Raw genomic sequence first — 12,207 nt, forward strand, 5'->3', positions numbered from 1 at the left:
TCCACACCGTCTGCGGGCAGGCATAGCCGCACCAGGCGCGGCCGAAGAGCGAGGTGACGAGGAACAGCCCGACACCGGCCATGATGAGCAGGCCCGCGATGTAATAGAATTCCTGCGGCCAGATCTCGATGAAGAAGAAATAGAAGCGGCGGTTGGCCATGTCGATGAGGATGGCCTGGTCCGGCGCATCGCCCGGCCTTGTCCAGCGCAGCCACGGCGCTACGTAATAGATGCCGAGCAGGATGACGACAATCGCCCACTTGAAGCGACGGAAGCGGCCGTGTGCAGCCTTCGGGTGGATCGCCTCGCGGGAGGCATAAAGCGAGCGGTTCTCGGCCTTGTTGACCGGAACGGCAGTTTCCCTGTCGACCTCCTGCGGAGTGTCGAGCGTATTGATAATCTGAACCATCATTCCCCTCGGAAACCGGGCTTTCTATTAGGAAATACTAATAGAACCGAAATCCGCCGTCCGCAGTGTGGCCGGAGGCCGCATGCCGTAATGTCACGGCATGCGGCCTCGCGGGCCCTATCGTTACTGGGTGACCGGCGCTTCGCCACCACCCAGCGAGTGCACGTAGATCGCCAGTTCCTTGATGGTCGCGTCATCAAGGCGCTTCGTCCAGGCCGGCATGACGCCCATGCTCGGCTTGTGAATCTGGGCCTTCACCTGGGCGAACGTTCCGCCATAGAGCCAGAGCTTGTCCGTGAGGTTGGGTGCTCCGAACTCCCGGTTGCCCTTGCCGTCCTCGCCATGGCAGGCCGCGCAATTCTCCGCGAAGATCTGCCTGCCGGCATCGGCCTTGCCCGCATCCGCCGTTTCGCCCGAGAGCGTCATGACGTAGTTGGCGACCTGGTCGATCTGCTCCGGTGTCAGGATGCCGTCGATGCCGAAGCTGGGCATCTGCGAGTCACGGGTGTCGGGATCGTCCGTGTAACGGATGCCGTGCCGCAGCGTAGTGTAGATGGCATCAGGCGTGCCGCCCCACAGCCAGTCGTCGTCGTTGAGGTTGGGGTAGCCCTTGCCGCCCGCCGCACCCGCGCCATGGCACTGCACGCAGTTCACCTTGAAGGCTGCAGCACCACCCGCCTGCGCATAGGCAAGCAGCTTGGGGTCCTTCAGGATGTCATCGACGCTCATCGCGGCGATCTTGTCGACAGTGTCCTTCTGGCTGGCGGCGACGGCCGCCATCTGCTGCTCGAGCTGGCCGCGAGAGGTCCAGCCGAGCACGCCCCTCGTTGCGCCGCCGGGCAGCGGCCAGGCCGGATACAGGATGGTGTAGCCGATGGCCCAGATCACGCAGGCATAGAAGGTGTAGAGCCACCACTTCGGGAGCGGCGTGTTCAGCTCCTTGATGCCGTCCCAGGTGTGTCCGGTGGTCGCGGTTCCCGAGACGTCGTCCTTTTCGATGTTTGTTGCCATTTGTCAGTCCTCGGAACCGTTCTCTAGGGGGATCTTGGCCAGCCTTTCGTATTGGGCCTTCGAGCCCGGCCGGAAGACGAAGAGGATGGCGCAGACGAAGAACAGGAACATCACGACGAGGCCCCAGCTATCCGCCAATTGGCGCAGTAAGGTATAGTGTTGCATTGCCATCACCTCGACATGTCGGCTTTGAAGGTGGAGAAGTCGACCAGTGTGCCGAGCACCTGGAGATAGGCGATGACCGCGTCCATCTCCGTGACCTGGCCGGCGCCGTCGAAGTTGCGGGCAACCGCCTTCGGGTAGCGCTGCATCAGTCCGTCGGTGTTCTCGCCGGTCGCCTGGGCGACCAAGTCGGCCTCGGCGTTGTCGATGTCCTCCTGGCTGTACATGGCGCCCTTGCCGTTGTTCACGGTCAGGTTCATGGCCGCCAGATTGGCGCCGAAGCCCTTCGGATCGAGGGGCTTCTCCGCAAGGAAGGGGTAGCCCGGCATGATCGACTCCGGCACGACGGTGCGCGGATTGACCAGGTGCTGCCTGTGCCACTCGTCGGAGTACTTGCCGCCCACGCGCGCCAGATCAGGCCCGGTGCGCTTCGAGCCCCACTGGAAGGGGTGATCGAACTGCGACTCGGCGGCGAGCGAGTAGTGGCCATAGCGTTCGACCTCGTCCCGGAAGGGGCGGATCATCTGGCTGTGGCACACGTAGCAGCCTTCCCGCACATAGACGTTGCGGCCCGCCAGCTCGAGCGGCGAATAGGGACGCATCCCCTCCACCTTCTCGATCGTGTTCTGGATGAAGAACAGCGGGACGATCTGGACGAGACCGCCGATGGTCACCACGAGCAGGCTGAAGATCAGCAGCAGCGTGGCGTTCTTTTCGAGTGTTTCGTGCTTCATGGCGCCAGTGTCCTTCTTCTTATGCCGCGGCCGAAACCATGCCGACAGGCTGGCTCACGGGCTGGGCGCCCCTGATGGTGCGATAGAGGTTGTAGACCATGATGAGCCCGCCCACGAGGAACAGGGCGCCGCCGAAGGCGCGGATCACGTAGTACGGGTGCATGGCGGCGACTGCTTCCACGAAGGAATAGGCGAGGAAGCCGTTGGCATCGTACTCACGCCACATCAGGCCCTGCATGATGCCGGCAACCCACATGGCCGCGGCGTAAACCACAATCCCGAGGGTGGCGAGCCACACGTGCCAGCTGACGAGACGGAGCGAATAGACTTCCTTCTGTCCATAGAGGCGCGGGATCAGGTGATACACGCAGGCCATCGAGATCATGCCCACCCAGCCGAGAGCGCCGGAGTGAACGTGGCCGATGGTCCAGTCGGTGTAGTGCGACAGCGAGTTGACGGCCTTGATGGACATCATCGGGCCTTCGAAGGTCGACATGCCGTAGAAGGCGACCGAGATCACCATCATGCGCAGCACGGGGTCCGTCCTCAGCTTGTCCCAGGCGCCCGAGAGCGTCATCAGGCCGTTGATCATGCCGCCCCATGAGGGCATCCACAGCATGATCGAGAACACCATGCCAAGGGTCTGCGCCCAGTCGGGCAGCGCAGAGTAGTGGAGATGGTGCGGACCGGCCCAGATGTAGAGGAAGATCAGCGACCAGAAGTGCACGATCGACAGGCGGTAGGAATAGACCGGCCGGTTGGCGCGCTTCGGGATGAAGTAGTACATCATGCCGAGGAAGCCGGCGGTGAGGAAGAAGCCCACCGCGTTGTGGCCGTACCACCACTGCGTCAGCGCGTCCTGGACGCCCGAGAACAGCGAGTAGCTCTTGGACCCGAACACCGACACCGGGATCGACAGGTTGTTGACGATGTGCAGCATGGCGATCGTCACGATGAAGGCGAGGTAGAACCAGTTGGCCACATAGATGTGGCTTTCCTTGCGCTGCAGCAGGGTGCCGAAGAACACCAGGAAATAGGCCACCCAGACGACGGTGAGCCAGAGGTCGACGTACCATTCGGGTTCGGCGTATTCGCGGCCCTCGGTGACGCCGAGGAGATAGCCCGTGGCGGCCAGCACGATGAACAGCTGGTAGCCCCAGAACACGAACCAGGCGAGGTTGCCCAGCGCCAGTCTCGTGCGGTTGGTGCGCTGCACCACGTAGAAGGAGGTGCAGAGGAGCGCGTTGCCGCCGAAGGCGAAGACCACGGCCGAGGTGTGCAGCGGGCGCAGGCGGCCGAAGTTGAACCATTCGAGATCGGGGTTCCAGGCCGGATAGGCGAGCTGGAGCGAGATGACCAGGCCGACGAGGAAGCCCACGATGCCCCAGAACACCGTGGCGATGGCGCCGTAGCGCACCACGTCATCCATGTAGCCAGACGTGTCCGCTGCCGGCTTGCCGAAGCTGCGGGCCTTGAAGATGAGGGCCAGGATCGCCGCCAGCGCGAAAATGAACATGTGGATCGCAAAGGGCGTATCCACCGCCTTGGCGCCCATGGTGATGGCGAGCAGGGCGAGAAGACCCCACAGGGCCATCATCGCCATGGCGCCACTCCCGGAGGGCTGCCCCTTGTGTGTCATTGTATCAGCCCCCATCGGAGACCCCCTTTCTGAAAACAATCCACCTGCACGAATGCGTTTTGGGGCGGGCAGGGGCATTGACTTGGATCAATAGGTTGCGGAGGCTTCCACGTCTGCGAGCAAAATTGCACCCAAAGGCTGAGTCGGCGAAATCAATTCTCGCCGCCCCCAAACGTCCTCTCCCGCCGATCGGCAGGAAAGGACGAAGCGAGCGGCCTTAATCCTCCAGCCGGGTGTGACGATCATGTGACGATGATCGGTCAACTGGGCATACTGGGCGCCGGACTCGCCTATCTGGGCGCGCTTTTCGCGGTTGCGAGCTGGGGTGACAGGCGGTCGCGGACCTGGACCACGCGTGCCGGGCGGCCGCTGATCTATGCCCTGTCGCTGGGTGTCTATTGCACGTCCTGGACCTATTTCGGCTCGGTGGGAATCGCGTCCCGCACCGGATTAGACTTTTTGCCTATCTACCTCGGGCCGATTCTGGTCTTCGCGCTGGGCTGGAAGCTGATCCAGTCGATTGCCACCCTCACCAAGCGGCACAACATCGCCTCGATCGCCGACTTCCTGTCGGCCCGCTACGGCAAGAGCGAGGCGCTGGGCGCGCTCGTCACGGTGATCGCGGTGATCGGCATCGTTCCCTACATCTCGATCCAGCTGAAGGCCGTGGCGGTGGCGCTGGGGGCGCTGGTGGCCGAGCCGCAATGGTCGCGCGACATTCTGCCGCCGTCTTCGGGCCTCGACGGGTTGTCGCTGTTCGTGGTGCTCACCATGGGCATCTTCGCCATCCTGTTCGGCACGCGGCACATCGACACCACCGAGCACCAGGACGGCATGATCCTGGCCATCGCCGTCGAATCGATGGTGAAGCTCATCGCTTTCGTGGCGGTGGGCCTGTTCGTGGTGTTCGGCATGATGGGGGGCATCGGGCCCTTCCTCGAACGCGCCACGGCGGACCCGCAGGTGCGCGGTCTGTTCTCCGGCGGGCTCGATGGCGGGCAGTGGCTGACCCTCACGCTGCTCGCTGCCTTCGCCGTGGTACTGCTGCCGCGCCAGTTCCATGTGGCGGCGGTGGAGAACGCCAATGCCCGCGAGGTGAAGCGCGCCGCCTGGCTGTTCCCGCTCTATCTTGTGGCGATCAACATCTTCGTCATTCCCATTGCGGTGGCAGGCCTGCTGCTGCTGCCGCCGGGCGCTGACGGCGACACCTTCGTGCTGGCGCTTCCCGTGTCGGCCGGAAACCCGGTCTTCGCGCTGATCGCCTTCCTCGGCGGACTTTCGGCCTCGACCGCCATGGTGATCGTGGAGTGCATCGCGCTCTCCATCATGGTGTGCAACAACCTGGTGGTTCCCTTGCTGCTGCGCCGCCAGTCGGACCGAGCCACCGTGCACCAGGACATGGGCGAAACGCTGATCCTGATCCGCCGGCTGGCCATCATCTTCGTGCTGGCGCTGGCCTATGCCTATTACCGGATGATCGGCGCCTCGGTGGCGCTCGCCCAAGTGGGCCTCCTCTCCTTCGCGGCGGTGGCACAGTTCGCGCCGGCCTTCGCCGACGCCGGCTGGCTGGGCCGCGGCTTCATCGAGCAAGGGCCGTGGGGCATCAGCCTGCTGAAGGCGCGCGCGCTGTTCACCATGGAGTTCAACACGCTCACCCACGGCGTGATCTGGAGCCTGCTTGCCAATATCACGGCTTACGTTGCGGGCTCGCTCACCCGCCAGCCCACGCCGATCGAGCGGGTGCAGGCCACGAGCTTCGTGTCGCGCGACATTCAGGCTGGCTCCGGCACCGGCTTCAAGCTGTGGCGCACGGCGGTGACGGCGGACCGGCTGGAGGACACGGTGGCGCGCTACATCGGCGCCGACCGGGCGGCGATGAGCCATGTGGCGATGAGGGCTGAGGTTGGGGTTTAGGGTAGCTCAGATGTTCATCGTCGCAGGGCCTGACCCGGCGATCCGTTTTGTTCCGGCACAAAGGATGCCCGGGTCGAGCCCGGGCATGATGAATCTTAGGGGCCGCTTGTATTAGGAAAAAAACCCTTGACAGCGCGCGCTCGCTGTGCTAGGAAAGAGCATGCTCCAGACATGGGTGACGAATTGGGCGGCGGTTCTGCCGGCGCTGGGTTTATTGGTGTTTGCGGCTTGCCTAGTGCTCCGCCGCCGCGACGCCGTCGATCCTTGCGGCGGCGATCACCGCCTGGGTGCGGCTGGAGACGTTCAGCTCATAGGCGATCTGCTTGTTGAGGAGGCCTTCCTTGAGCATCACCAGCACGCGGATCTGCTGGGCGGTGAGCGTCGCCACGCGGCGCGCGATTTCCTCGCCCTCCTTGTCGGCGGCGGAGGACTGGGCAGAGCCCTCGGGCACCCAGATGTCGCCCTTGAGGATGGCGTTCACCGCGCCGACGATGGTGTCGATTTCGGCGGTCTTGGGGATGAAGCCCGACGCGTTGAGGTTCAAGGCCTTCTGCACGAGGCCATGGTCATCCGCCGCGGTGATGAGGGCGACGGGCACATTGGGGTATTGCGCGCGGAGGTAGATGAGGCCCGAGAGGCCCTGGACGCCCGGCATGCGCAGGTCGAGCAGGATGAGGTCGACGTCGTCGTCCTTGTCGAGAAGGGCGGTGGCCTGGTCGAGCGAGCCCGCGAGCGACACGACAGCATGGGCGACACCGCCGGAAACCGCCTGTTTCAGCGCCTCGCGGAACAGCGGGTGGTCGTCGACGATCAGGATGCGCGCTGCCGCCATGGTCTCAAGGTTTTCCCCTACCTCTGGTGTCGATCATCACCCAAGGTGGTGGGCTTGGCAAGCTTGTGGCTACACGATGGTCTTGCGGGGGGCAGCTTCCAGCTTGCGCTTGGCGTCCATGAAGGTGCGGCGCATCCACGGCACGTCCGGCGCCTGCCAGTTGGGCTTGAGACCCACCACCATATCGAAGAAGGCGATGGCATTGGCTGGGTTCTCCGCCACGTTCTCGCGGAAGGAGTCCCAGAAGTGGGGGTCATCGGTGATGCCCGACTCGGTGGGTTCCGGCCCGCCCATCTCGCTCAGCACGGCGGCGGCCACCGAGAGGCAGAAGCTGGTGTAGGCATAGCCCTCCGGCCAGCGCTTCAGGCGGTGGTCGATGGTGGCGGGGAGGGCGGGGAGGCCCAGCTCGTCCGGCACGATCGCGGTGATGGGGCGCGACGCCAGCAGTTCCTTCAGCATCATGCCGGCGGCGAAGATGGTGAAGTCCTTGCGGTCGAGGTCGGCCAGGTGCTTGGTCTGGTCGAAGTTCTGGCGCCAGCGCGAGAAAGCCTCGGCGAGGGCGGCATGGTCCACTTCCGCCGCAAGGCCGGTGCCCTTGAACAGGAGCTCGATGTTCTTCTCGAAGCTCCACAGAATGGTGCGGAAGCGGCGCGCCTCATGGGCGAGGTCGCCGACTTTCTCCACTTCGGTCTTGAGGGGCGTGAGCATGGGCGCAGTCTAGCCCCAAGGGGCCAAGTCTTGCAAATCAGCAGCGAACGGGGCCACATGGGCCGCGAAGAGGGGAATTCCAGATGTCGTCACCCATGTCGAGCGACCTGAAGTCGGGCGCGCTGTTCTATCACGCGGAGCCCAAGCCCGGGAAACTTGAGATCCGGGCGACGAAGCCCCTGGGCAACCAGCGCGACATGGCGCTGGCCTATTCGCCGGGTGTCGCCGCCGTGTCCGAGGCGATCGCCGCCGACCCGTCGCTGGTGTCGAAATACACCAGCCGCGCCAACCTGGTGGGCGTGGTCACCAATGGCACGGCGGTGCTGGGGCTGGGCAACATCGGTCCGCTGGCGGCGAAGCCGGTGATGGAGGGCAAGGCGGTGCTCTTCAAGAAATTCGCCGACATCGACGTGTTCGACATCGAGCTGGCGGCGGCGAGTGTCGAGAGCATGGTGGCCTGCGTCGCCGCGCTTGAGCCCACCTTCGGGGGCATCAACCTCGAGGACATCAAGGCGCCGGAGTGTTTCGAGATCGAACAGCAGCTCCGTGAACGGATGAAGATTCCGGTGTTCCATGACGACCAGCACGGCACGGCGGTGATCGTGGGGGCGGCCGTCACCAATGCGCTGATGCTGGCGGGCAAGGACATTTCCAGGGTGAAGATCGTGGCGAGCGGAGCGGGTGCGGCGGCACTCGCCTGCCTGAACCAGCTCGTCAGCCTTGGCGCGAGGCCTGAGAACATCTGGGTGACCGACCTCGAAGGCGTGGTGTTCAAGGGCCGCGAGAAACTGATGGATCGGTGGAAGGACGTCTTTGCCAAAGACACGCAAGCGCGCACACTTGCCGAGGTGATCGGCGGGGCCGACATCTTCCTCGGGCTTTCGGCGGGCGGCGTGCTGAAGCCGGAACTGCTGACGCAGATGGCGAAGGATCCCCTCATCCTCGCTCTCGCCAACCCCAATCCGGAGATCATGCCGGAGGAGGCGGTGAAGGTGCGCCCTGACGCGATGATCTGCACCGGGCGCTCGGACTATCCGAACCAGGTGAACAACGTGCTCTGCTTTCCTTACATCTTCCGGGGTGCGCTGGACGTGGGCGCCTCCACCATCAACGAGGCGATGAAGCAGGCGGCGGTGAATGCCATCGCGGGGCTGGCGCGCGAGACGCCGTCCGACGTGGTGGCGCGTGCCTATGGCGGTGAGACGCGGCTGTTCGGCAGGGACTCGCTGATCCCCGCGCCCTTCGACCCGCGTTTGATTTTGCGCGTGGCGCCTGCCGTGGCCAGGGCGGCGATGGAGAGTGGTGTTGCCACCAGGCCCATCGCCGATTTCGATGCTTATGAGGAAGGGCTCGGCCGCTTCGTGTTCCGGTCGGGCTTCGTGATGCGGCAGATCTTTGCGGCCGCAAGACAGGCGCCGAAGCGCGTGATCTATGCCGATGGCGAGGACGAGCGCGTGATGCGCGCGGCCGAAGTGCTGATCGAGGAGGGCATCGCCCGGCCCATCCTGATCGGCCGTCCGGCGGTGATCGAGACCCGCATCAAGCGCTATGGTCTTTCGATCAAGCCCGGAACCGACTTCGAGATCGTGAACCCCGAGGACGACCCGCGCTACCGTGACTATGTGCAGACCTATGTGGAGGTGGCGGGCCGCCGCGGCATCACGCCGGACGCGGCGCGGACGCTCGTTCGTACCTCGACGACCGTCATCGCCGCGCTGGCGCTCAGGCGTGGTGAAGCGGATGCGATGATCTGCGGGCTGGAAGGCCGCTACCGCGCCAAGCTGCGCCACATCCGTGACATCGTGGGGCTGGCGCCCGGTGCGCGCGAATTCGCGGCGATGAGCCTGATGATCACCACGCGCGGCATCGTGTTCCTGACCGATACGCATGTGCAGGCGGAGCCTTCGGCGGAAGCCATGGCGGATACGGTGCTGATGTGCGCGGCCCACGTCGAGCGCTTCGGCATCACGCCGAAGGTGGCGCTCGTCGCGCATTCCGACTTCGGCGACTTCGACACGCCGGTGACGCTGCGCATGCGGGCAGCACTCGCCATGATCCATGCGCGGGCCCCTAACCTCGAGATCGATGGCGAGATGCAGGCGGACACCGCGCTGGTCGAGGCGGTGCGGCAAAGGAAGCTGCCGTCATCGACGCTTAAGGGAGAGGCCAACCTGCTGGTGATGCCGGGGCTGACCTCGGCCAATGTGGCCTACCAGATCATGAAAGTGTTCGGCGACGCGCTGCCCGTGGGCCCGATCCTGCTGGGAACAGCGCTGCCGGCGCATATCCTGACAGGCTCCGTCACCTCGCGCGGTGTCGTGAACATGACGGCAATCGCCGTTGCCGAGGCAGCGACCAGGGCCCGGGACTGATGATCTAGGCCAATGACAGCAAAGACTTATCTGATCGGCGTCGATACCGGGGGAACCTATACCGATGCTGCCGTGATCGAGGCGCAGGGGCACAGGGTGGTGGCCTCGGCGAAATCCATCACGACCAAGGGCGACCTCTCGATCGGCGTGACCGGGGCGATCACCGCTGCCGTGGCGAAGCTGCCGGAGGGGCTGAAGCCCGAGGACATTTCGCTCGTGTCGGTCTCCACCACGCTCGCCACCAATGCGGTGGTGGAGGGGCATGGCTCCGCCGTGGGCGTGATCCTGATCGGCTTCGACCAGGCGATGGCGGAGCGGACGGGGATCGCCAAGGCGTTTCCCGGCATGCCGATTGCCATGATTTCCGGCGGGCATGACCACAATGGCGAGGAGGTGAAGCCGCTGGACGTGGAGGCGCTGTCCACAGCCGTTGCCGCCATGCCGGTCGATGCCTTTGCCATTGCCTCGGCCTTTGCCGTGCGCAATCCCGGGCATGAGTTGCGGGCGCGCGAGATTGTGGCGCAGGCGACAGGCAAGCCCGCGACGCTGTCGACCGAGCTGACCTCGGCACTCGATGCGCCGCGCCGCGCGCTGACCGCCGTTCTCAATGCGCGGCTGATCTCGCGCGTGTCGATGCTGATTTCCGCCGTCAGGCGCTCGATGAAGGACCTTCGCATCGACTGCCCGCTGATGATCGTGAAGGGTGACGGCACGCTGGCGCTGGCCGAGCGCGTGGCGCTCAGGCCCATCGAGACCGTGCTCTCTGGCCCCGCCGCAAGCCTGGTGGGTGCTTCGTGGCTGTGCGGGCGCAGCGACTTCATCATGTCCGACATGGGCGGCACGACGACGGACCTGGGCGTGCTCGCCAATGGCCGGCCGCAGGTGGCGGAGCAGGGTGCCGAAGTGGGTGGTTGGCGGACGATGGTGAAGGCCATCGACGTGAAGACCATTGGCCTCGGTGGCGACAGCGAGATTGCCATCGGGCTCAATGGCGTGATCACCGTGGGGCCGCAGCGCGTGGCGCCGATTTCGCTGCTCGCATCACGCTACCCCGAAGTGGTGGCGATGCTGGAGGCGGACCTGGCCGACACCGAGGGCGGCTCGATGCATGGCAAGTTCGTGCTGAAGCCGTTTGGTGCCAATGATGCGCTGACGGCTGAGGTGAATGCAAAGGAGGCCGAGCTTCTGGCGATGGTGGGCGAGCGGCCGGTGCAGATCCGCAAGATCGCGGTGTCCTCTGCCGCGCAGCGCGCGCTCGCCTCGCTGAAGCGCAAGGGGTTGGTGCAGACGGGTGGCTTCACGCCGTCGGACGCAGCCCATGTGCTGGGGCTGCAGGACAACTGGCCGGGGCCTGCGGCGGAACTGGCCGCCAAGCTGATGGTGCGCTTCCGCGACATGCGGCTGGGCGATGCCGAGCGCGTTCAGGGCTTCTGCCGCGAGGTGTGGTCCGAGACCGTGCGGCGCACCGCGAAGGTGATCCTCGACACGGCCTTCGGCAAGACATTCGGCGAGCATGAGCTGGTGGATGCGGTGAGCTCGGGGCGCGGCCAACTGGGGTTGGCGACGGTGTCGCTCTCGCCCGCCATTCCGGTGGTGGCCGTGGGCGGGCCGGTGCGGGTCTATTATGAAGAGGTGGGCAGAAGGCTCGGCTGCGAGATGATCTTCCCGCCGTTCTTCGATGTGGCCAATGCGGTGGGTGCCGCGACCGGCGTCGTGGCGCAGGTGGTGAATGTTTCCGTCGAAGGTGATGGCAGCGGGCTGTTCCGCGTGCTGGGGCCGAAGGGGGCCACGGTGTTCACGTCAGGCCCGCAGGCACTGGTGGCGGCGGAGGAACAGGCGCGTGCGCTGGCACTCGAGGGCGTGCGCCAGCTTGGTGCCACGGAGGCGCAGGTGCAGGTGAGCATGAGCAAGAGCCACCTGCCGGACGCCGTGGACGACAACGGCCTGCTCGAGGCGCAGATCAGGGCGGAAGCCATCGGGCGGCCGGAGACCGGAAGCCACTGAGCGAGAAGCGACACGAGGCCTTTGCCGGGATGACGGCATTGGCGGACAGGTGTAGTGTCGCGCGGTGCTGATCCACACCGTCTTCGATCTTCTTGCCGCCTGTGCCGCGCTGGGCATGACGCTGTTCGTCTACAACTGGCGGCTGAGGGAGGCGGGGCAGAGGATCGACTCGGCAGGGCCGCTTTATGGCGTGGCGCTGCTTGCGGGCGCGGCGATCGGCGGCTTTGGGGCCGGGACGCTCAACCTTCATCTTTCCGGTGAACCCGGCATCGGGCGCAGCATCGTGGGCGCGCTGGCGGGCGCCATCGCGGCGGTGGAAATCTTCAAGCGGGTGCGCGGCATTTCAGGCTCGACCGGGCTGATCTTCGTTCCGGCCTTCGCGACGAGCGTGATGGTGGGGCGGTGGGGGTGCTATTTCGCGG

Annotated in this window: 10 protein-coding genes and 1 pseudogene; 4 read left to right on the forward strand and 7 right to left on the reverse strand. The window is 65.2% G+C overall.

Going from position 1 to position 12,207, the window contains the following annotated elements; all coding sequences use genetic code 11:
• From WCJ41_RS16895 to ccoN, 5 genes are all read right to left on the reverse strand, one after another.
• Positions 1 to 409, reverse strand: a 409-nt coding sequence (locus WCJ41_RS16895) for a 4Fe-4S binding protein (RefSeq protein WP_336907007.1), incomplete at its 3' end; no start/stop codon positions are given.
• A 123-nt stretch (positions 410 to 532) separates the two neighbouring features.
• Positions 533 to 1,420, reverse strand: coding sequence for a cytochrome-c oxidase, cbb3-type subunit III (ccoP, locus tag WCJ41_RS16900; RefSeq protein ID WP_336907008.1), 888 nt, complete (start codon positions 1,418 to 1,420; stop codon positions 533 to 535).
• Positions 1,421 to 1,423: 3 nt separating this feature from the next.
• Positions 1,424 to 1,585, reverse strand: a complete 162-nt coding sequence (locus WCJ41_RS16905) for a cbb3-type cytochrome c oxidase subunit 3 (RefSeq protein WP_336907009.1) — start codon at positions 1,583 to 1,585, stop codon at positions 1,424 to 1,426.
• 5 nt (positions 1,586 to 1,590) lie between these two features.
• Positions 1,591 to 2,316: a cytochrome-c oxidase, cbb3-type subunit II gene (gene ccoO, locus WCJ41_RS16910; RefSeq protein WP_336907010.1), complete on the reverse strand. Its 726-nt coding sequence runs from the start codon at positions 2,314 to 2,316 to the stop codon at positions 1,591 to 1,593.
• A 19-nt stretch (positions 2,317 to 2,335) separates the two neighbouring features.
• Positions 2,336 to 3,913, reverse strand: a complete 1,578-nt coding sequence (ccoN, locus tag WCJ41_RS16915) for a cytochrome-c oxidase, cbb3-type subunit I (RefSeq protein ID WP_336907016.1) — start codon at positions 3,911 to 3,913, stop codon at positions 2,336 to 2,338.
• A gap of 294 nt (positions 3,914 to 4,207) precedes the next feature.
• On the opposite strand from ccoN, the gene WCJ41_RS16920 reads away from it, so the two are divergent.
• Positions 4,208 to 5,869 (forward strand): hypothetical protein, encoded by a 1,662-nt coding sequence (locus WCJ41_RS16920; RefSeq protein ID WP_336907011.1) that lies wholly within the window; start codon positions 4,208 to 4,210, stop codon positions 5,867 to 5,869.
• Positions 5,870 to 6,101: 232 nt separating this feature from the next.
• On the opposite strand, the gene WCJ41_RS16925 is transcribed toward WCJ41_RS16920, so the two are convergent.
• Entirely contained in the window at positions 6,102 to 6,701 is a 600-nt protein-coding gene (locus WCJ41_RS16925) for a response regulator transcription factor (RefSeq protein WP_336907012.1), read from the reverse strand.
• A gap of 69 nt (positions 6,702 to 6,770) precedes the next feature.
• On the reverse strand, positions 6,771 to 7,409 hold the full coding sequence (locus WCJ41_RS16930) for a hypothetical protein (RefSeq protein WP_336907013.1): 639 nt from the start codon (positions 7,407 to 7,409) through the stop codon (positions 6,771 to 6,773).
• An 83-nt stretch (positions 7,410 to 7,492) separates the two neighbouring features.
• Between WCJ41_RS16930 and WCJ41_RS16935 the strand changes: the two genes are divergently transcribed.
• The 3 genes and pseudogenes from WCJ41_RS16935 to WCJ41_RS16945 form a co-directional block, all read left to right on the forward strand.
• Positions 7,493 to 9,781 carry an NADP-dependent malic enzyme gene (locus WCJ41_RS16935; protein WP_336907014.1) on the forward strand — a complete coding sequence of 763 codons (2,289 nt, stop codon included), beginning with the start codon at positions 7,493 to 7,495 and terminating at the stop codon, positions 9,779 to 9,781.
• A gap of 12 nt (positions 9,782 to 9,793) precedes the next feature.
• Positions 9,794 to 11,785 (forward strand): hydantoinase/oxoprolinase family protein, encoded by a 1,992-nt coding sequence (locus tag WCJ41_RS16940; protein WP_336907015.1) that lies wholly within the window; start codon positions 9,794 to 9,796, stop codon positions 11,783 to 11,785.
• A gap of 64 nt (positions 11,786 to 11,849) precedes the next feature.
• Positions 11,850 to 12,207, forward strand: a pseudogene (locus tag WCJ41_RS16945) (diacylglyceryl transferase); the annotation flags it as partial.

It is taken from the genome of Aestuariivirga sp. (genome assembly GCF_037139295.1).
Classification (GTDB): Bacteria; Pseudomonadota; Alphaproteobacteria; order Rhizobiales; family Aestuariivirgaceae; genus Aestuariivirga.

Coding starts and splice junctions, on each gene's coding strand:
- WCJ41_RS16940 (WP_336907015.1), top strand. CDS start 9,794: ATGACAGCAAAGACTTATCTGATCGGCGTCGATACCGGGGGAACCTAT.
- ccoN (WP_336907016.1), bottom strand. CDS start 3,913: ATGATGGCCCTGTGGGGTCTTCTCGCCCTGCTCGCCATCACCATGGGC.
- ccoO (WP_336907010.1), bottom strand. CDS start 2,316: ATGAAGCACGAAACACTCGAAAAGAACGCCACGCTGCTGCTGATCTTC.
- WCJ41_RS16930 (WP_336907013.1), bottom strand. CDS start 7,409: ATGCTCACGCCCCTCAAGACCGAAGTGGAGAAAGTCGGCGACCTCGCC.
- WCJ41_RS16905 (WP_336907009.1), bottom strand. CDS start 1,585: ATGCAACACTATACCTTACTGCGCCAATTGGCGGATAGCTGGGGCCTC.
- WCJ41_RS16925 (WP_336907012.1), bottom strand. CDS start 6,701: ATGGCGGCAGCGCGCATCCTGATCGTCGACGACCACCCGCTGTTCCGC.
- WCJ41_RS16920 (WP_336907011.1), top strand. CDS start 4,208: ATGATCGGTCAACTGGGCATACTGGGCGCCGGACTCGCCTATCTGGGC.
- WCJ41_RS16935 (WP_336907014.1), top strand. CDS start 7,493: ATGTCGTCACCCATGTCGAGCGACCTGAAGTCGGGCGCGCTGTTCTAT.
- ccoP (WP_336907008.1), bottom strand. CDS start 1,420: ATGGCAACAAACATCGAAAAGGACGACGTCTCGGGAACCGCGACCACC.